Source organism: Actinoplanes sp. DH11 (genome assembly GCF_020873875.1).
Lineage (GTDB): Bacteria > Actinomycetota > Actinomycetes > Mycobacteriales > Micromonosporaceae > Actinoplanes.
The window spans coordinates 1-18,076 of sequence record NZ_JAHWGU010000048.1; the positions used below are offsets into that span (position 1 = coordinate 1).

At 74.3% G+C, this 18,076-nt stretch carries 18 protein-coding genes and 1 pseudogene; 9 read left to right on the forward strand and 10 right to left on the reverse strand.

Annotated elements, in window-relative coordinates:
• Positions 1–748: 748 nt before the first annotated feature.
• Positions 749–1,594 carry a YhjD/YihY/BrkB family envelope integrity protein gene (locus tag LPA41_RS39090; RefSeq protein ID WP_229076543.1) on the reverse strand — a complete coding sequence of 282 codons (846 nt, stop codon included), beginning with the start codon at positions 1,592–1,594 and terminating at the stop codon, positions 749–751.
• Between the two features lie 210 nt (positions 1,595–1,804).
• On the opposite strand from LPA41_RS39090, the gene LPA41_RS39095 reads away from it, so the two are divergent.
• Genes LPA41_RS39095 through LPA41_RS39110 form a run of 4 tightly spaced genes read left to right on the forward strand, consistent with a single transcriptional unit; the run spans position 1,805 to position 5,224 of the window.
• On the forward strand, positions 1,805–3,316 hold the full coding sequence (locus LPA41_RS39095) for an alkaline phosphatase family protein (RefSeq protein WP_229076544.1): 1,512 nt from the start codon (positions 1,805–1,807) through the stop codon (positions 3,314–3,316).
• Positions 3,313–3,546, forward strand: coding sequence for a hypothetical protein (locus tag LPA41_RS39100; protein ID WP_229076545.1), 234 nt, complete (start codon positions 3,313–3,315; stop codon positions 3,544–3,546). Before LPA41_RS39095 ends, LPA41_RS39100 begins: the two co-directional genes overlap by 4 nt.
• Before the next feature lie 57 nt (positions 3,547–3,603).
• Entirely contained in the window at positions 3,604–4,440 is an 837-nt protein-coding gene (locus LPA41_RS39105) for a class II glutamine amidotransferase (RefSeq protein WP_229076546.1), read from the forward strand.
• A gap of 13 nt (positions 4,441–4,453) precedes the next feature.
• On the forward strand, positions 4,454–5,224 hold the full coding sequence (locus tag LPA41_RS39110) for a metallophosphoesterase (RefSeq protein WP_229076547.1): 771 nt from the start codon (positions 4,454–4,456) through the stop codon (positions 5,222–5,224).
• On the opposite strand, the gene LPA41_RS39115 is transcribed toward LPA41_RS39110, so the two are convergent.
• The 5 genes and pseudogenes from LPA41_RS39115 to LPA41_RS39135 all read right to left on the reverse strand — a co-directional run bounded on the left by LPA41_RS39115 (position 5,205) and on the right by LPA41_RS39135 (position 7,792).
• Positions 5,205–5,693, reverse strand: a complete 489-nt coding sequence (locus tag LPA41_RS39115; protein ID WP_229076548.1) for a hypothetical protein — start codon at positions 5,691–5,693, stop codon at positions 5,205–5,207. The two genes, LPA41_RS39110 and LPA41_RS39115, sit on opposite strands and share 20 nt — an antisense overlap.
• Before the next feature lie 249 nt (positions 5,694–5,942).
• Positions 5,943–6,554: a hypothetical protein gene (locus LPA41_RS43155; protein ID WP_229076586.1), complete on the reverse strand. Its 612-nt coding sequence runs from the start codon at positions 6,552–6,554 to the stop codon at positions 5,943–5,945.
• Positions 6,555–6,636: 82 nt separating this feature from the next.
• A pseudogene (locus LPA41_RS43160) lies at positions 6,637–7,020 on the reverse strand (YhjD/YihY/BrkB family envelope integrity protein); the annotation flags it as partial.
• A complete protein-coding gene (locus LPA41_RS39130) occupies positions 6,969–7,382 on the reverse strand; it encodes a hypothetical protein (protein ID WP_229076549.1) in 414 nt (137 codons plus the stop codon). The gene LPA41_RS39130 and the pseudogene LPA41_RS43160, both read right to left, overlap by 52 nt.
• Positions 7,382–7,792, reverse strand: a complete 411-nt coding sequence (locus LPA41_RS39135; protein ID WP_229076550.1) for a hypothetical protein — start codon at positions 7,790–7,792, stop codon at positions 7,382–7,384. Before LPA41_RS39135 ends, LPA41_RS39130 begins: the two co-directional genes overlap by 1 nt.
• Positions 7,793–7,899: 107 nt before the next feature.
• Between LPA41_RS39135 and LPA41_RS39140 the strand changes: the two genes are divergently transcribed.
• The 4 genes from LPA41_RS39140 to LPA41_RS39155 are packed head-to-tail and all read left to right on the forward strand — an operon-like array spanning position 7,900 to position 9,844.
• A complete protein-coding gene (locus tag LPA41_RS39140; RefSeq protein WP_229076551.1) occupies positions 7,900–8,490 on the forward strand; it encodes a hypothetical protein in 591 nt (196 codons plus the stop codon).
• Positions 8,490–8,735 carry a hypothetical protein gene (locus tag LPA41_RS39145; RefSeq protein ID WP_229076552.1) on the forward strand — a complete coding sequence of 82 codons (246 nt, stop codon included), beginning with the start codon at positions 8,490–8,492 and terminating at the stop codon, positions 8,733–8,735. The genes LPA41_RS39140 and LPA41_RS39145 overlap by 1 nt, the downstream gene beginning before the upstream one ends.
• Complete coding sequence (locus LPA41_RS39150) at positions 8,732–9,238, forward strand: potassium channel family protein (protein ID WP_229076553.1); 507 nt, start codon at positions 8,732–8,734, stop codon at positions 9,236–9,238. The genes LPA41_RS39145 and LPA41_RS39150 overlap by 4 nt, the downstream gene beginning before the upstream one ends.
• Positions 9,239–9,298: 60 nt before the next feature.
• The gene (locus LPA41_RS39155; protein ID WP_229076554.1) at positions 9,299–9,844 is read left to right on the forward strand and encodes a DUF308 domain-containing protein; all 546 of its coding nucleotides are present in this window, start codon (positions 9,299–9,301) and stop codon (positions 9,842–9,844) included.
• Here the strand turns inward: LPA41_RS39155 and LPA41_RS39160 are convergent.
• Positions 9,798–10,313 (reverse strand): DUF2231 domain-containing protein, encoded by a 516-nt coding sequence (locus LPA41_RS39160; RefSeq protein ID WP_229076555.1) that lies wholly within the window; start codon positions 10,311–10,313, stop codon positions 9,798–9,800. The genes LPA41_RS39155 and LPA41_RS39160 overlap by 47 nt on opposite strands.
• 136 nt (positions 10,314–10,449) lie before the next feature.
• Positions 10,450–11,694: a threonine/serine exporter ThrE family protein gene (locus tag LPA41_RS39165; protein ID WP_229076556.1), complete on the reverse strand. Its 1,245-nt coding sequence runs from the start codon at positions 11,692–11,694 to the stop codon at positions 10,450–10,452.
• 294 nt (positions 11,695–11,988) lie between these two features.
• Between LPA41_RS39165 and LPA41_RS39170 the strand changes: the two genes are divergently transcribed.
• Positions 11,989–14,460, forward strand: coding sequence for a LuxR C-terminal-related transcriptional regulator (locus LPA41_RS39170; protein ID WP_229076557.1), 2,472 nt, complete (start codon positions 11,989–11,991; stop codon positions 14,458–14,460).
• A gap of 117 nt (positions 14,461–14,577) precedes the next feature.
• Here the strand turns inward: LPA41_RS39170 and LPA41_RS39175 are convergent, their stop codons facing one another.
• Positions 14,578–16,320 (reverse strand): ABC transporter ATP-binding protein, encoded by a 1,743-nt coding sequence (locus tag LPA41_RS39175; RefSeq protein ID WP_229076558.1) that lies wholly within the window; start codon positions 16,318–16,320, stop codon positions 14,578–14,580.
• Positions 16,317–17,987, reverse strand: coding sequence for an ABC transporter ATP-binding protein (locus LPA41_RS39180; protein ID WP_229076559.1), 1,671 nt, complete (start codon positions 17,985–17,987; stop codon positions 16,317–16,319). Before LPA41_RS39180 ends, LPA41_RS39175 begins: the two co-directional genes overlap by 4 nt.
• Positions 17,988–18,076: the final 89 nt, after the last annotated feature.

Here is an 18,076-nt window from a genome sequence, read left to right on the forward strand (position 1 = left end):
CGCTATGACCCCGCTCAGACACCACGAACGCCTCCGCAGGCCGTCATCCGCGCTCGTAGACCGGCGGGGCGCGTGCGCCCTGGGGAGTACGGGCGGTGGTGACCTGCGCCCGCTCCAGACCACCGGTCATGGACGCAGCGGTCCCGGCCCCACAGCGCTCCCCAGGCGCAGGTAGGGCCGGGTGCGGCCGTTTTGTGCACTATGCCGTTCCCGGCTGCCGCACCTTCCGTCGCTGAGGTCTGTGGCTGGGGAGGGGTGCGGGACCGTGATCGATGCCCGGCGCTGCCGTCCATGGCGTGCGCCGCCTCACCTGCCCCACGCTGCGATCTTGGAGTGCGGTGGGGAGGGCGCGACGGGGTTTGTGGTTGGCAGTGGGGCCTATAACACCCACCAGACTCCACGCAGGCGTTGTCCACATTCTCTAACTCTCCACAGACCGCGTGGCGATCTCGGCGAGCACGGCGCAACCTCGCTCGCATGGCAATACTCGAGGACATCAAGCGCCGGCAGCGGGGCGTGATCACCACAGCGCAGGCCCGGGAGGCGGGGCTCGGGTGCGGCGGGCCGGGGCTTGGGTGCGGCGCGCCGGGGCCCGGGTGCGGCGGGGCGGGGGCCCGGGTGCGGCGGGGCCCTGGGTGCGGCGGGGCCCTGGGTGCGGCGGGGCCCTGGGTGCGGCGGGGCCCTGGGTGCGGCGGGGCGGCGTCGGATGCCGGGCGGCGCTGGATGGGCGGGGCAGGGGGGGTGCGGCTCAGGGCGGGTCCGGGCGGGCGGTCAGCACGCTGCCGGCCACCGCGCACAGCAGCAGGCAGAACGAGAGAACATAGAGCCAGCCGATGTATGTGAAGGCCAGCCCGATCGTCCCGTACCGGTCGGCGCTGGCCTGCAGCGCCCGCGGCAGGTAGATCGAGCCCACCGCCCGGACGCCGACCATGGCGGCACCGAAGATCGCTGCGGACAGCAGCAGCCGGGCGCGGGGGAGCCCGGGGCCGAGCAGGATCCGGGGCAGCAGCGCGGCCAGCGCGAAGTCGGTCACGAACGTCAGCACGGCCCCGGTGACCTGCGGTGCGGGCAGCAGGCCGGTGAGCCACCCGACGAGCCGGCCGCCGATCAGGAAGAGCGCCAGCAGCAGGACGGTGCCGATCTGCCAGACGGTGGCCGCCGGGCCGCCCCGGCGGCCGCGTTCCGACCAGATCGCCCGGTAGGAGCGGGTCAGCGCCCGGGCCAGGCCGGTCGCCGAAATGATCACGACGAGGCTGCCGGCCACGCCGAACGCGTTGCTGCGGCTGCCGCTGAGCGCGTCGTCGATGAGCCGGGCGCTGCTGTCCGGCACCTGCAGGATCCCGTCGAACTGGTCCCGGGCCCGGTGGCCGACCACCGCGCCGAACATGATGAGCAGCGGGATGATCGAGGTGAAGGCCTGCGCGGCGAGGGTCATCGCCCGGTCGAAGATCTGCACCCGGATCAGCTCGCCCGCGGTGCGCAGCAGCAGCGCCCCGGCCCGGTTGCCGAGGATCAGGGCCGCGCCGGGCCGCAGCCGCCGGGGCACCGCGGCGAGCACGCCGCCGGGCGTGAGGCTGCGGTCGGGCTCGGTCACCCCGCCATGGTGGGCGACGCGGCCGGGGGCGGGCATCATCCGCTGCGGATGGCGTACGGCCCCGGGGCGCCGCCGGCACTTGCCGCATGCCCTCGACGACCCGCGCCGTCCCGGTCCTGTCCACGCTGGTCACAGCGGGTCCCACCGGTGCGGCGCTGGGTTTCGCCGTCGTTCTGCTGCCGGGCATCACCGCGGCGAGCGGTCCCGGGCGTGCACGTGGCCGGGTTCTGGCCGGCGTTCTGGGCGTCCTGGCTCGTCGCGGCACTGGTCAGCGTCGGCCTCTGGGCGATCACCGCGGGGCAGGCGGGCACGGTCACCGAGCACCTGCTGCGGGTCAACCGGCGTTTCCGGAGCACCGTCCCGCGGACCGCGACGCCGGGCGTTGTCATGATCCAGATCGACGGGCTGTCGGCGCCGCTGGCCCGGTGGGCGCTCGAGGCGGGCAACCTGCCCACGCTGGGCCGCTGGTTGCGCGACGGCAGCCACACGCTCACCGAGTGGCACGCGCAGCTGCCGGCGACGACGCCGGCCAGCCAGGCCGGGTTGCTGCACGGCGCGAGCGATCAGGTGCCGGCTTTCCGGTGGTACGAGAAGACGACCGGCCGCCTCGTCGTGACGAACCGCCCGAAGGACAGCGCCCTGGTCGAGTCCCGCTGCTCCGACGGCCGGGGCCTGCTGGCCGGTGGCGGCGTGAGCGTCAGCAACGTCTTCTCCGGTGACGCCGGCACCTCGCTGCTGACCATGAGCACGGCCGGGTCGCGGGGGCCGTCCGGTTACCTCAGCACGTACCTGCTCGACCCGTTCGGCCTGACCCGGTCGCTGGTCCTGACCGTCGGCGAGATCGTCAAGGAGCTGTACCAGGCCCGGCGGCAGCGGCTGCGCGACGTGCACCCCCGGATGCGCCGCGGCGGCTGGTACGTGCTGCTGCGCGGCGCCACCAACGTGCTGCTGCGGCACCTCAATCTGGCTATCGTGGCCGAGCACATGATGCGCGGGTCACCGTCGATCTTCTGCGACTTTGTCGACTATGACGAGATCGCGCACCATGCCGGCCCGGCCCGGCCGGAGGCGCTCGCCGCCCTGGAGGGCATCGACGGTGTGCTGGCCACGCTGGAGCGGGTGGCCACGGCGGCGCCCCGGCCGTACCTCTTCGTAGTTCTCTCCGATCATGGGCAGAGTCAGGGCGCCACGTTCGCGCAGCGGTACGGCGTGCGGCTGGAGGAGCTGATCGGGCGGCTGACCGCCGGTGTCCCGGTGGTGGCGACACGGGACGACGAGCAGGAGGGCCGGGCGCGGGCGCTGCGCACGGACCTGACCGCCGGGCCGGACCCGGAGCCCGAGCCGGACGTGGAGGCCGAACGAGACCCGGAAGCCCGGCCGGACCGGCCGGACAGCCCGAACAGCTCGGCCCGGCCGGAGATCGTCGTGGCGTCCTCCGGGAACCTGTCGCTCGTCTACCTGGCCCGGCTGCCCGGCCGGGTGACCCTGGAGGAGATCGAGGAGCGGCATCCGGGCCTGCTCGACGGGCTCACCGGGCACCCCGGCATCGGCTGGGTGCTGGTCCGATCCCGCGAGCACGGCGCCGTGGTGCTGGGCGGCGCCGGCCGCCGCCGGCTGCGGGACGGCCATGTGACGGGACGCGACCCGCTGCTCGGCTTCGGCCCGCACGCCGCCGGGACCTGCGCCGGCACGACGGCCTCGCGAACACCGGCGACCTGGTGATCAACAGTTGCTGGGACCCGGAGGTACGGGAGGTGGCCGCGTTCGAGGACCTGATCGGCTGTCACGGCGGGCTGGGCGGCTGGCAGAGCCGGCCGGTGCTGATCCACCCGCGGTCCTGGCGGGTGCCGGCCGAACTGGTCGGCGCGGACGCGGTGCACCGGCTGCTCTGCCGGGCGCTGGCGGAGACCGGCTGCCGGCCCGCGGACCGGGACCTCATCCGTCCGGGATGAGCCTGGCGGCCGGGCCGGGACCGCAGGCTGGGGCTTTCCGTCGTGGAAGGAGCCTTCATGTGCCGCTGGCTGGCCTATTCCGGTACCCCGATCCGGCTCGAGGAGCTCATCTACAAGCCGCGCTTCTCGCTCATCGACCAGAGCATGCACTCCCGGCTCGGCGTGGAGACGACGAACGGCGACGGCTTCGGGGTGGGTTGGTACCCGATCGACGGCCCGGCTGAGCCCGCGCTGCTCCGCGGCACCGGGCCGGCCTGGAGCGACGCGAACCTGCGGGAGATCGCCCGGTCCACCGTCTCACCGATCTTCCTGGCGCACATCCGGGCCAGCACCGGCACGGCGGTGCAGCAGACCAACTGCCATCCGTTTCGCTACCAGAACTGGCTGTGGCAGCACAACGGCGCGATCCGCGACTTCTCCCGGCTGCGGCGGGACCTGGTCCTCGCCGTCGACCCGGAGCTCTACCCGTCCATGGTCGGCTCCACCGACTCCGAGGTGATGTTCTACCTGGCGCTGACGTTCGGCCTGCGGGACCGGCCGGTGGCCGCGGTGGAGCGGATGGCCGGGCTTGTCGAGTCGGTCGGCCGCGCCTACGGGGTGCCGTACCCGCTGCAGATGACCGTGGCGACCACCGACGGCGACCGGATCTGGTGTGTCAGGTACTCCAGCGAGGGACACAGCCGGTCGCTGTTCTACAGCACCGCGACGAGTGCCCTGCACAAGCTGTACCCGGAGAACCGGCAGCTGGCCCGGCTCTCCGACGAGACCCGGCTGGTGGTCTCCGAGCCGCTCGGCGACCTGGAGGGCGCGTGGCAGCCGGTGCCGGAGTCCAGCTACGGGGTGATTCAGAAGGGTGACGACGAGCTCGGCCACTTCGAGCCCGCCGTGCCCTGATCGCCGCAGCCGGATGACGAGGGACCCGGTGGTCGTGGCGCACCTCTCCGACCTGCATCTGGGTGCGCACGACCGGCGGGCGGTGGCGAGCGTGGCTGCCGACGTCGCCCGGTTCCGGCCGGCCCTGACCGTGGTGACCGGGGACAGCACCATGCGGGCCCGGACCGGGGAGTTCCGCCTGGCCCGGGACCTGCTCGACCGGCTGCCCGGCCCGCTGCTCGTCGTCACCGGCAACCACGACCTGCCGCTGATGAGCTGGCGGCGGCTGCTCCGCCCGTACGCCCGGTATCGGACCTGGATGGACCCGGACCTGGAACCGGATCGCCGGGTCCCGGGCCTCACCGCCCTGGGTCTGCAATCGATGCCGCGGTGGCGCTGGAAGAACGGGCGGGTGACCGCCCGGCAGGCCGCCGCGGTGGTCCGGGTGCTCGGCGGCGCGCCCCGGGGTGACCTGCGGCTGCTGGCGCTCCATCACCCGCCGCTGGCCCGCGGCACCGTCCGGCTCCTCGGCCGGGACCGGCTGCTGCACGCGATCCGCGCGGCAGGCGTCGACCTGGTGCTGGCCGGGCACACCCACGTGCCGGACGTCCGGGTCCCGGTGCCGGGCGGCCCGGTCTTCGTGGTCGCGGGCACCGCGGTCAGCCGGCGCACCCGGCAGGGCATCGGCTGCTCGTGGAGCCTGATCAGCGTGCGCCCGGACGCGACGGAGGTGCGGGAACGGCACTTCCGGGACGGTCGCTGGAGCACCGGGCGGGTGGTGACGGTCAGTGCAGCAGCGTCTTGAGGGCGACGAGCGCGACACCGAACATGCCGGCGATCACGGTGGACAGCGTCCGCTCCCACGCGGTGAAGTTGCCGGCCGCGCCCATCCGCCAGCCGGCCACGCAGAGCAGCACCGTGGTGCAGGTCAGCGACAGCAGTTCCGCGGTGATCAGCCGGGTGCCGACCAGCCGGGCCACCACCAGGACCAGCAGCGGCAGCGCGGACGCGGTGACGATCTCCCAGCCGGTGGTCAACTGCTGGCGGACGGTGTGCCAGGTCGGCCGGTGTCCCTCGTGGATGCGCTCGGCCATGATCCGGGCGTACCGCTCGGCCGCCCAGTAGATGGTCAGCGTCACCACCTCGGCGACCACCGCCGCCGTGGCGGTCTTGGGATGCGCGGCGACGAGCACGGCGGCGCCGACGATCAGGCCGTAGATGCCGGCCGCTGTCGCTTCCTGGTTGTCGTGCGTGAGGCGGACCCCGAGTGCCATGGCCTCAGCGTCCACCGGCCGCCGCCCGCGGTCCTCGTCCGGCGCGGATGAATCACCCGCTGCGAATGGGTACGGCGACGCCCGTTCTCGCGATGCTCGTCGCCATGGGCAATCCGCTGCGCCGGCGTTCGGACCGGATCGAGAGTCTGATGCTCTTCACGATCGTGATGGCGTTCCTGGCCGGTGCGCCGGCGCCGAGCTGGTGGGCATGCCGGAACCGGCGGCCGGAGGTGGCTCGTACACCGCGCCCTACACCGCCCCGGCGCGGTGGACCGCGCCGGACGGCATGCCGCGCAGCGGTCCCGTGCCGGTCGAGGCGACCGGCCGGCCCGGGGAACGGACCCCGATCTGGGTGGACGACCGGGGGCGGCTGCGCGGCCCGCCGGTGGAGCGTGACTGGCCGGCGCCGGGGTGATCGGCCTGGCGGCCGCGGCCTTCCTGCCGCGTGTCAGCCCGGCCCGACCGGCGCCCGCCGATCCGGACACCCTTCACCCGGGGGAGCCGCGCCGGCGGTAGCGGACCTGATCGCCCGGTGTGCGTTCCGCCCGCCACGCCGGCGAACGCGCCGTAGACCCGGCCGGTCCGCCGCACCAGTTCGGGCAGCATCGAGGTGCCCAGCTCGACGGTCGTGGTGACCGCCACCGCGCCCAGGACGGCGGCCGGCCAGAGTGCGCGCAGCGGCGCCGGGCGGGCCAGCAGGAGCCGGGCCAGGGCCAGCAGCACCAGGAACGCGGCCAGGGCGGAGCCGAGCAGCGCGCCGGTGCGGGACAGCCACGGCAGTACCGGCACCTGGGCGGCCGCGACGGCCAGCGCACCGATCGCGACCGACCCGGTCAGGATCACCGCCAGGCCGGCGACCACCCGGGGCGTACCGGGAGAGCACCCCGCGCTCGCGGAACGGCACCGCGGCGACGTGGTTGAGCGTCTCGTACACGGAGAACACCACCCCGGTCCCGGACCAGACGAGCCCGAGCGCACCGGCGACCCACGCGGCGGAGGACTGCGACATCTCCACCATGCCCGCCTCGACACCGGGCCGCAGCCGCGGCGGCACGATCGCGGCCACCAGTTTCTGCCGCAGCTCCGGCCGCCCGGCCAGCACCTCGGTCACGATCGCCGCGCCGAGCAGCAGGGCCGGGAAGAGGCTCAGGAACCCGTAATAGGTGATCAGCGCGGCCTCACGGGCGCCGCGGTCGTCGAGGTATTTGCGGGCCACCGCCCAGACGAAGGCCGGCCCGGCGTGCCGCCGGTGCAGGTCGTCCAGGCGGTGGAGGATCACTGACCCTGCGCGTCCGCCACCTCGGCGCCGTGCCTGGCCACCGCCCACATCACGGCGACGGCCAGCATCAGCCCGATGCCCGACCAGGTCGGGTGCGCGGCCAGGAACAGGAAGTCGACAAGCGCGATGAGCAGGGCCAGCTGGAACGCCACGATCCGGGCCCAGAGCCGGCCGACGAACAGGGCGACGCCGGTGATAACGGCGAGCGCGCCGATCGCCATGTGCAGCCAGCCGAGCAGGGTCAGCGAGACCGGCAGCAGCAGGTCCCCCCGGGTGCCGGCCAGGATCTCGGGATCACCCAGGGCCAGCGACCCCATGGTGAGGTGCACGGTGCCGAGCAGGACCAGGGCGATGCCGCCGAACAGCACGACGCCCACCCAGGCGGTGGCTCGGCTCTCCTCGACCTCCATCAGCAGGTACCGCCGATCGCGTCACGCAGGGCCTGGGCGCTGGTGCGGACCGAGGCCACCGCCGTGCGCACGGTGGCGAGGGTGGCGGCGCCCGGATCGGCGCTCGCGGACTCCACACTGGCGGAGAGCTGGTCGACGGACACGCGGAGCTGGTCGGCCTGCGGCTGGAACTGCGCCTTCGCGTCCAGGACGAGCTGGTTGAGCTGGCTGAGGAGCTCGGCGACGTACGGCCGGACCGCGACCAGCCCGTTCTCCGAGACGTTGGTGTTGCGGATCTGGGTCACCGTGTTCTGCACGGTCGCGAAGCTCTCGCACACCGCCGGGGCTTCCGGTTCGGAAGCCGCGCAGCCGCCGGTGCCGAGGACCGCCGCCGCCAGGATCGCGGTGAGAAGCCCGGGGTTTCTAGTCATGGGGCGATCGTGCCGCCGACCGCCCCGGGCTTCCTCATCCCTGCGGGGTGACGTGCCACCGCCCGCATCGGCGCAGGCTGGCACCACCGGCGAGGCGAGGAGGGCCGATGGGGCTCAAGGCGGAACGGGATCTGCGCCCCTGGCAGGTCGAGCTGCTGAAGCTGCAGAGGCACCTCGAGGCGGAGCAACTTCGCATGATCGTGCTCTTCGAGGGGCGGGACGCGGCCGGCAAGGGCGGCACCATCCGCCGGGTCACCCGGTTCATGAACGAGAAGCACTACCAGGTCGTCGCGCTGGGCCGGCCGACCGCGGAGCAGCGTACGCAGTGGTACTTCCAGCGGTACGTGGCGCAGTTCCCGGCCGGCGGCGAGATGGTGCTGTTCGACCGGAGCTGGTACAACCGCGCGATGGTCGAGCGGGTGTTCGGCTTCTGCACCCGCAAGGAGTACCGGGACTTCCTCCGCGGCGTGACCGGTTTCGAGAAGGACCTGGTCCGGCAGGGCACGATCCTGGTGAAGCTGTACTTCAGCGTCACCCAGGAGGTGCAGGCGCACCGCTTCGAGCGCCGCCGCACCGACCCGCTGCGGCAGTGGAAGCTCAGTGGTGCCCGGGCCGATGGAGACCGCCCTGATGGAGGCCGATCGCCGACGGAGCGGCAGGTTCACCGGATGACCACTCGGAGAGGGAGGGGCAGCTGATGCCCGACGCGACGTACCAGCTGCGAGTCTCCGGGGAGATCCCCGCGGAGGTGCTCGCCGAGCTGCCGGGCCTCACCGTGAGCATGGAGCCGCCGGAGACGGTGCTGCACGGCTCGCTGCCCGACCAGTCGGCGGTGGTCGGCCTGATCTCCCGGATCCACGGGCTCGGGCTGCGGCTCATCGAGGTGCGCCGGCTGCCGCCGGACGAGGACCCGGGGGCGCCGCCGGACACCGTACGCCGATGAGCCGTCCCGTCGCGGCGCTGGTCTTCCTGCTCGCCCTGGTGACGGCGGTGGTCGGCCTGCTCGTCCGGGAGTCGCCGCTCGTCGGCTGGACGTTCCTGGCGGCCAGTGCGCTCTACCTGCTGGCGCCGGTTCCGATCGTGCGGGACCTGGGCTGGCGACCCGTGGTGGACCGGCAGACGCTGCTCGGGGCACTCGCCGCGTACCTGCTGATCGGCATGTCGTTCGGGTTCGCCTACGAGTGCCTGGCGGTGCTGCAACCGGGCCCGCTGTTCGGCGCCGAGGGCGACCCGCAACTCGCCGACGCGCTGTTCTTCAGCTTCGTCACGATGACCACCACCGGGTACGGCGACCTCGTCCCGTCCGGCAACCCGGCGCAGAGCCTCGCCGTCCTGGAGGCGCTCACCGGTCAGCTCTTCCTGGTCACCGCGGTGGCGAAGGTGGTGGACAAGTGGCGGCCCCGGGCCTGGCAGGGCCCGGGTCAGGAGTCGACGAAAGAACTGTGAAGGGAGCACCGGAATGTCGGACACCCGTACATCTGCCGCGCCCGGAAGCGAGGTGTGGTGATGGACCACTCGCGTTCCTGGCACTGGGCCCGGCTCGTCCTCGGCGTCCTCGCCGTCGTGGTCGGCGTCGTCGCGTTCGCCTGGCCGTCCGCGACCCTGCGGGTCATCGGTTTCCTGTTCGGACTGAACCTGCTGCTGATGGGGGTCACCCGGACGCTGCTGCTGCTCTTCTACGCGCCGAACCATCCGGTGCTCTACCGGGTGCTCGGCATCCTGCTCAGCCTGCTGGTCGCAATCGTCGGCCTGCTCTGCCTGCGCAACATCGTCGCCTCGCTGTCGCTGCTGCTGGTCCTGGTCGCGATCGGCTGGATGCTGGACGGCCTCGCCGAGATCTTCGTCTCGCTCGGTTCCGGCCGGGAGGCCGGCGGCTGGCGGATCGGGCTGGGCATCGTGACGGTGCTGGCCGGCATCGCGATCCTGGTGTGGCCCGGTATCGGCCTCACCGCGTTCCTGTTCCTCGGCGCGACGACGATCGTCTTCGTCGGCCTGCTCCTGATGGTCAGCGCGATCGCGGGACTGCGCGGCGCGCGTACGGTGCCCGCCTGAAACACACGCGAAGCGGGTCCGGCCCCGGTGTGCCGGACCCGCTCGGTGTGCCCGACCGGGTCTCGGTGAACCGGCCGCCGTACCAGGTGCTGAAGATCGCGGCCGCCAGGCCGAGCAGCTCCATGACGACCAGCCCGGCCTCCGCCACCCGGCCCGGGCTGCGCACCCGCAGCAGGGTGAGCACCGCGAAGAAGATCAGCACACCGGTGTCGAGCAGCAAGCTGAGGAAGGCGGCCCGGGCCGCCCGCGGCCCCCGGGCGGCGAACGCCTCGTACCCGCCGGCCAGTGCCGCGAGCAGGCCGCCGGCCAGCCCGGCGATCAGATTCAGGAAGGCCAGCGTGCCGAACAGTGCCGGCGCGCCCAGCAGGTGTGCCACGTCGAAGATGACCGCCATGGCGAAGAGCCCGAGCGGGAACATCAGCAGCACCGGCTGGACCGGTTGCCCCCCGAGACGAAGCCGGCTCTGCATGCGGCGATCCCCCTGGGCCGTGCGCGGGTGCACCGGACGTGTTCCAGCCTCGGCTGCCGAGCCCGATCGCGCCTCACCCCGTGGGGATGACCGGCGGTTCCACGGGGTGAATCTTCGTACCGGGAGCCCGGTCCGGTCACGGGATCCGCCGCAGGCCGCGGGCGAGGCCCCGGTAGAGCGGGTGGCCGCAGAGCACGCCGAGCGCGACCGCGAGCATCGAGGCGCCCGCGGCGGTCAGGTCCTCGCCGCCGCGCACCGGGTCCTGTCCCAGGTACTCGGTCATCCCGATCAGGGTGAGTGCGCCCGGCACCAGCAGCCAGAAGCCGGGCAGGAACGAGACCAGGGCCGGCGGCCCGGTGGGCCGCCGCTCCACGAGGTACGCGACGACGGTGAGGACCAGCGCGCCGACGAAACCGCTCAGGTACCCGCCGAACACCAGGTTGCCCAGGTACTGGCCGGTCCAGCCGGCGAGCAGCACCAGGCAGAGCCAGCCCAGCGACCGGGGCGGGCCGGCCAGCATCAGGTAGTTGCCGAGACCGACGAGCAGCGTGCCGGCCCACGGCCCCCACCAGCCGATCCCGGCGACAGCGACCGCCGCACCAGCCTCCGGCGGTGGCACCCCGACCGCCTGCGCCGCCCCGATCAGCCCGAACGTCAGCAGCAGCAACTGCATGATCCCGGCAACCAGGCGGCTGGCTCCGGTGACCATCTCGTACGCGGAGAGCTCCACCACCGCCATCGTCAGCATCGCGCCGGGCAGGAACGTCGCCAGCGGCGCCACCATGGCCCGCAGGTCCGCGTCGACCCAGCCGGACCGGGCCAGCAGAAAGGTGATCGAGGCGACCGTGAACGCGGCGATCACCGGCATCAGCATCTGCAGACTGGGCCAGCGGCGGCCGGTCAGCTTGAAGACGCCGACCAGGATGCCGAAGAGGCCCGCCAGCAGCAGGTCCTCCCCGGTCGGCAGGAGGATCATGCAGACGCCGACGGTCAGCACGGCGTGCCCGAGGACCCGGACCACCGGGCCGAAACGGGCCGGCATCGCGACCAGGTCCAGGACCTGCCGGGCACCGTCGGCCGGGTCGATCGCGCCATGCTCGGCCGACCGCAGCAACCGGTACAGCGCGGCGGTCTGATCCAGCCGCAGCCCGCCGCCCAGTTGCCGGGCCGGTTCCTGGGTCACCGGCAGGCCCGGTTCCAGCGACACCACCAGGAACGTCGGGAAGACGCTGATCCGGGCCTGCGGAGCGCCGTACGCGGTGGCCACCAGCAGTAGATGCTCCTGGATCCGGTTGACCGCCTCGCCGGCCGCGGTGAGCGCGCTGCCCAGGTAGAGCAGGAACTCGTGCAGGTCCTGATCCGACGCGATCCGTCCCGCCATGGGCTCACCTCCGCAGCGCCGACGGTAGGCGCGCCGGTGCCGGATGAAATCACCCGGCGCGAAGGATGCCCGGCGGCCGGCGCGCGACGAGTCTGGCGTCATGAGCCTGGGCCATGCACCTGCTCGGCAGGGGACAGCGCCGGCCACCGCCTACCGAGCCGTACTACGCGTGAGCTCCCCGCCGAGCGCCGGTGACGCTTTGCTGACGGTGGCCGGGCCTGCGTGATGCGAGGATGACGCACTGTGCCGCCGGCCCGGCGCCCGGAAGCGCTCCGACCCGAGGACGGGGTGACCATGAGTTCCACGGATCGGCTGCCCGTCGCGGAGCCGCATCTGATCCGCCCGCGCCTGCACCGCCTGCTCGACGAGGGGGCGCAGCGGGCGGTCACGTCCGTCCAGGCCGGACCGGGGTGGGGCAAGACCACCCTCGTCGCCGGCTGGGCCGCGGGGCCGCAGCACCGGGTGGCCTGGCTGACGCTGCGCGAACGGCACCGGCGCGTCCCGATCTTCTGCTCGGACGTCGCCGCGGCGCTGCGGGCCGCGTTCCCGCCGGCCGCGGTGCCCGGCCGGTCCGGGAACGTCCCGGACGAGGCCGGGCTGCGCCGGCTCGCCGCCGGGTTCGGCCGCCCCGTCTCGCTGGTCCTCGACGACCTCCAGGTTGTCGACGGGTCGCCGGCGCTGGCGGTGCTCGCCGGGCTGATCCGCCGGCAGCCGGCCGGGCTGCGCCTCGTGCTGCTGAGCCGGACCGGGCCGGAACTGCCCCTGGCCGTGCCCGGCTCGACCGGCGGGCTGCTCCCGATCAGCGCCGCCGACCTGCGCTTCGACGACCACGAGACGGCCGCGCTGGCCGGGCTGCTCCGGCCTGGCTTCCCGGTCACCGAGGTGGCCGCGCTGGCCGAGGGATGGCCGCTGGGGGTGCGCCTGGCCGCCGGGACGCACGGCGCCGACCCGGGCGAGGTGATCGGCGACTACCTGGCCCGGGAGGTGATCGCCGGGCAGAGCGCGGCGGTACGCCGGTTCCTGATGTGCACCAGCATCGTCGAGGAGGTGATCCCGGAACTCGCCGACGCGCTGACCGAGGGCACCGGGAGCCGGCGGATCCTGTCCGTCCTGCGGCGGGACACCGGCCTGGTCGACGGCGCCCGGCTGCACGGGCAGTTGCGGGCGGAGCTGCGCCGCATGCTGGGCCGGGAGGCGCCCGGCGAGGTGCCGGCGCTGCACGCCCGGGCCGCGCGCTGGTACGCCGGGGCACGGATGGCCCCGGAGGCGTTGCGGCACGCCGCCGACGCGGGGGACTGGGCGTACCTGAGCCACCTGGTCGTCACCCTGGCACCGGGCCTGGGCCTCTCGCCTCATCGGCGGACCCTGATCGAGGCGATCCGGCGGATCCCGCCGGAACTGTTGCGCACCACCCCGGAGTTCGCCGTCTGCGCCGCGCTGGCGGCGCTCGCCGACGGCGACTTCCGCGGCCTGCCGCGGGTGCTCGGCCGGGCCCGGGAACTGCTGGCCGGCCGGCCGGCGGCCGACCGCCTGGCCGTCGATACGGTGCTGGACGTGATCGAGACGACGGCCGTGCCGCGGGTCACCGGTGACATGCCGGCCATGGCGGCGGCGGCCGGCGGCATCCTGGAGCGGATGGGTCACGCCGACCCGCGGATCCTGCCGATCGCGCCGTACGTCAGCGCGATCGCGAAGGTCAGCAAGGGGCAGGCGCTGATCTGGATGCTCCGGTTCGCGGAGGCGCGGCAGCACCTGACCGTCGGCCAGGCCGAGGCCCGGGAGCTGGGCATGCCGCTCACCGCGGTCACCGCGGAAGGGCACCTGGCGCTGCTGGCGTGCTTCGACGGCACCCTGGGCGAGGCCGAACGGCGGGCGTGCGCGGCCTACCACGAGGCCGACCGGCTCGGTGCCACCGGCACCGTGCAGGCCACCCCGGCATATCTCGTGCTCGCCCTGATCGAGGTGGAACGCGACCATCTGGTGCAGGCGCAGGCCGTGCTCCGCCACGCCCGGCACTCCGAGTCGGACCCGCCGGAGGCCACCCTGGCCGTGGTGTCGGTCCTGGTCCGGGCCCATCTGGCGCTCGCCGGCCGCGACCACGCGGCGGCCGCGGCGGCGCTGCGCCAGGCCCGCGACGAAGCGGCTCCGCCGCTGCGGGCGCCCCTGCTCGAACGCTGGCTCGACACCGTGGCATGCGAGATCGACCTGGCCGCCGGCGAACCCGGGCGGGTGTTGGACCGGCTCCGGGAAGTGGCCGACCCGGCACCCGCGGAACACGTCGTCCTCGGCCGTGCCCACCTGGCGCTCGGCGACACACCCGCCGCGACCGACCTGCTGACCCGGGCCGCCACCGGGACCGACCCGCTCGCCGCGGTCTCCGCCTGGCTGGTCCTCGCCCGGCTGGCGGAGTCCCGGGGCGACCCCGGCGGCGCGGCGGCGGCCGGTGCCCGGGCCGTCGTGCTGGCCGAGCCGGACGGGATAAGCCGGCCCTTCCGGGTCCTCGGCGCCGAGCATCTGCGGCATGCGCCGGCCGGGACGCCGCCCGAGCCGCTGAGCGCGCGGGAGTCCGAGGTGCTGCGATACCTGCCGTCCGAGCTCACCGCCGGCGAGATCGCCGCCGAACTGGGCGTCTCGGTCAACACGATCAAGGCGCACATGCGGTCGATCTACCGCAAGCTCGGCGCCAACCGCCGCCGGGAGGCGGTCACCCGGGCCGCCCACTTCGGGCTGCCGACCGGACCGCTCCCGGGTTTCCACGACCGCTGAGCGGCGGCGGCGCCTGCTTCAAGCCGCGCGCGGCCGCGCGGCCGCTGCCGGCGGGTTCGCTGCCTGCTTCGAGCCGGTCGCCGCCCGCGGCCGCTGCCGGCCGGTTCGCAGCCCGGGTCACGCCGGGCGCCAGGCCTGCCAGAGGCGGGCGTACCGGCCACCGGCCGCCAGCAACTCCGCATGGCTGCCCTCCTCGGCCACCCGGCCCCCGTCCAGCACCAGGATCCGGTCCGCGGCGGCGGCCTGGGTGAGCCGATGCGCGACGATCAGGGTGGTCCGGCCCTCGGTGGCGGCGAGCGCGGCGCGTTCCAGGTCCCGGGCGCCGGCACTGCCCGCCTCGGCGGTCGCCTCGTCCAGGACGGCCACCTCCGGATCCGCCAGCACCAGCCGGGCCAGGGCCAGCTGCTGGGCCTGCGCGGCGGTGAGCCGATGCCCGCCCTCACCGACGTGGGTGGCGAGGCCGTCCGGCAGGGCCTTCAGCCAGCCACCCGCGCCGACCGCCTCCAGCGCCGCGGTCAGCTCCGCGTCGCCCGCCTCCGGCCGGGCCAGCCGCAGATCGTCGGCGAGCGGACCGGCGAAGACGTGCACCTCCTGGCTGACCAGCGCGATCCGGCGGCGGGTGGCGTTCTCGCCGAGCTCGCCCAGGGAAACACCGCCGAGGCGGACCGAGCCGTCGGCCGGCGTGATGATCCCGGCGGCGATGGCGGCCAGGGTGGTCTTGCCGGCGCCGCTCGCCCCGACCAGGGCGACCCGCTCGCCGGGCCGCACGGTCAGCGTGACACCGGCGAGCACCACCGGGCCGTCCTCGTACCGGTGCTCGGCGACGGTCACCTCGAGGACGCCGGACGCCGGCCGGACGGCGGCCGGTGCGGGCAGTTGCGGCAGCGAGGCCACGCCGACCAGGCGGGCCAGGCTCGCGCCGGCCTGCAGCACGGTGTCCGCCTCCATCAGCAGCAGGCCGATCGGGTTGAACAGCCGGTGGAAGTAGAGCGCCGCCGCGGTGGCCGCCCCGACCGTCGCCGAGCCGTCGCGGACCAGCAGGAACCCGGCGATCAGCACGGCCGACAGCCCGATCAGCTCGGCGGCGTTGATCCGCGAACTGAACCGGGTGTAGAGCGTGAACACGTCCAAGGCCAGGTCCCGGGTCGCCGCCGACCGCTCGTCGATGTGCGCGACCTGCTCGCGTTCCCGCCGGTACGCCCGGACCGTCGCGGCACCCTGCAACGCCCCCGCCATCGCCTGCGCCCGTTCCGACGACGCGACCCGTTCCCGCACGTAGTACGGCATCGAGCGGGGCAGGTACCAGCGCAGCGCCAGCGCGTACCCGGGTGCCGCCGCCAGGCCGGCCAGCCCGAGCCGCCAGTCCAGGGCGAACAGGCCGGCCGCGGTCAGCACGATGGAGAGCAGCGCGCCGACGAACATCGGGCCACCGCCGGTGATCGCGTTCGCCACCACTGCCACGTCGTCGCCGGTCCGGGCCACCAGGTCGCCGGTGCCGGTCCGCTCCAGGGTGGCGGACGGCAGGTGCAGGGCCCGGTCCACGACACGTTCCCGCAGCCGGGCCAGCACCGTCTCACCGAGCCGGGCCGCGGCGGCCGCACCGGCCGCGGTCAGCAGGCCACCGGCGACCGCGGCCGCCGCGATCACCGCGACCCGGTACAGGATCTGCTCGGTGCCGGCGCCGGCTATCACGTCGTCGACCAGCCGGCCCAGCACCCACGGGGCGACCAGGCCGGTGGCGGACGCGCCGACCAGCAGCGCCACCGCGGCGGTGGTCAGCCCCGGCAGCCGGGCGAACTCGGCGCGCGTCGCCGCCCAGGTCTCCCGCGGGGTCGCGGTCGGCAGCAGCGGCCGGCTCATCGCAGCACCATCTCCCGGTAGCGCGGCTCGGCCGCGACCATCTCGTCGTGGGTTCCCTCGGCGACCACCCGGCCGCCGTCCAGCACGGCCACTCGGTTCGCGGCTTTGAGCAGCGCCGGACTGCTGGTGATCACGATCGTGCCGCGCGGCGCCCGCTGCCGGGTTTCCGCGAGCCGGTCCGCGACAAGCGCCTCGGTGACCGCGTCGACCGCCGTGGTCGGGTCGTGCAGGACCAGCACCGGCGGATCCGCCGCCAGCGCCCGGGCCAGCGCCACCCGCTGCCGCTGCCCGCCGGAGAGGTTCGCGCCCCGCTCGGTCAGGGCCTGGTCGAGGCCGCCGGTGAGCACGTCGTCGGCGGCGGCCGCGTGCACGGCGGCGTGCAGGACGGCGTCGTCGGCACCGCCCAGGTTCTCCCGCAGCGTCCCCTCGAACAGGGTCACGTGGTGCTGCTCCACCAGCACCACACCCCGGGCGGCCGCCGGGTCGAGCGTCTCCGCCGGTACGCCGTCAACGAGGACCGTGCCGCGGTACGCCGACCGGTCCACATTGCCGGCCAGCAGGTCCAGCAGGGCCTCCGCGTCCCGGGCGTCGTACGCGACCACGCCCAGCATCTCACCGGCTTCGACGCGGAGCCCGAACTGGTCGAGGCCCCCGTACCCGATGCCGTCGAGAACGACCCGCTGCTCCGCCGGCACCGGAACGCCCGCGTCGCCGGGCCGGATCGCCGGCGGCGCCTGAAGGACCCGGACCACCCGCCCCGACGAGGCCCGCGCGGTCGCGAACAGCTGCACGCACCAGCCCAGCGTCTGCACCGGCTCGGCGATGAACTGCGCCAGCCCCACCACCGCGACCAGCTCACCGACGGTGATCTCGCCGCGCAGCGCCAGCCAGCCGGCCACCCCGGTGATCGCCGCCAGCAGCAACCCGTTCACCGCGGTCGTCAGGCCCAGGTGCAGGCCCTTCGTGTTCGCGGTGCGCAGCGTCTGCGTCAGGGTGTGCTCGCTGGCGTCCGCGTACCGTCGCGCCGCGTGATGCTGCGCCCCGATGCCCCGCAGCACACGCAAGCCGGTGACCAGGTCCACCGCGAGCGCCGTGGTCTGCGCCAGGGCCGCCTGCTGGGCGTCACTGCGGCGGGTCAGCAGCGGCGCCAGGCGCTGCAGAGCCAGAAGCACCAGGGGTACGCCCACCAGCACCCCGGCACCGAGCGGCGGATCGATGACCAGCAGCGCCACCGCCGAGACGAGCAGGGCGGTGCACGCCGCCGCGGCCAGCCCGACCGCCCGTACCCCCTGCACCGCCTGCTCGGTGTCCCCGGACGCGATGCTGAGCAGCTCACCGTCCCGCAGCCCGGTACGCTGCCCGCGCGGATCCAGCGCCTTCTCGGCGATCTCCACCCGGAGCAGATGCGCTTCCCGCTCGGCAGCCCCGAACCCCAGCCGCGACCCGAACCGCCACGCCATCGCCAGCACCGTGAACAGCGCGACAAGCCCCGCCAGCGACGCGACGAGCGCACCGGTGTCGGACGTGGCGACAGCCCGGTCGATGACCACGCCGATCGCCACCGGCACCATCGCCTCGGTGGCTTGATGCAGGCAGAGCAGCGCGACGCCGCCGCCGAGGCGTACGCGATGGCGCTTGACGGCGCGCAGGAGCAGGTTCTCAGTCATGGTTAGGACAGGCTAATCAACCGCCCGGACGCGCTCTTCCACAGGAGCGGTCCGCCTTGATCGTTCTGGATCGTTCTGGGTCGCGCTCT

Bases quoted from the DNA above. Each gene is read 5' to 3' on its own strand.
- LPA41_RS39105 (WP_229076546.1), top strand. From the start codon at position 3,604: ATGTGCCGCTGGCTGGCCTATTCCGGTACCCCGATCCGGCTCGAGGAG.
- LPA41_RS39110 (WP_229076547.1), top strand. From the start codon at position 4,454: ATGACGAGGGACCCGGTGGTCGTGGCGCACCTCTCCGACCTGCATCTG.
- LPA41_RS39115 (WP_229076548.1), bottom strand. From the start codon at position 5,693: ATGGCACTCGGGGTCCGCCTCACGCACGACAACCAGGAAGCGACAGCG.
- LPA41_RS39130 (WP_229076549.1), bottom strand. From the start codon at position 7,382: ATGGAGGTCGAGGAGAGCCGAGCCACCGCCTGGGTGGGCGTCGTGCTG.
- LPA41_RS39135 (WP_229076550.1), bottom strand. From the start codon at position 7,792: ATGACTAGAAACCCCGGGCTTCTCACCGCGATCCTGGCGGCGGCGGTC.
- LPA41_RS39140 (WP_229076551.1), top strand. From the start codon at position 7,900: ATGGGGCTCAAGGCGGAACGGGATCTGCGCCCCTGGCAGGTCGAGCTG.
- LPA41_RS39145 (WP_229076552.1), top strand. From the start codon at position 8,490: ATGCCCGACGCGACGTACCAGCTGCGAGTCTCCGGGGAGATCCCCGCG.
- LPA41_RS39150 (WP_229076553.1), top strand. From the start codon at position 8,732: ATGAGCCGTCCCGTCGCGGCGCTGGTCTTCCTGCTCGCCCTGGTGACG.
- LPA41_RS39155 (WP_229076554.1), top strand. From the start codon at position 9,299: ATGGACCACTCGCGTTCCTGGCACTGGGCCCGGCTCGTCCTCGGCGTC.
- LPA41_RS39160 (WP_229076555.1), bottom strand. From the start codon at position 10,313: ATGCAGAGCCGGCTTCGTCTCGGGGGGCAACCGGTCCAGCCGGTGCTG.
- LPA41_RS39165 (WP_229076556.1), bottom strand. From the start codon at position 11,694: ATGGCGGGACGGATCGCGTCGGATCAGGACCTGCACGAGTTCCTGCTC.
- LPA41_RS39170 (WP_229076557.1), top strand. From the start codon at position 11,989: ATGAGTTCCACGGATCGGCTGCCCGTCGCGGAGCCGCATCTGATCCGC.
- LPA41_RS39175 (WP_229076558.1), bottom strand. From the start codon at position 16,320: ATGAGCCGGCCGCTGCTGCCGACCGCGACCCCGCGGGAGACCTGGGCG.
- LPA41_RS39180 (WP_229076559.1), bottom strand. From the start codon at position 17,987: ATGACTGAGAACCTGCTCCTGCGCGCCGTCAAGCGCCATCGCGTACGC.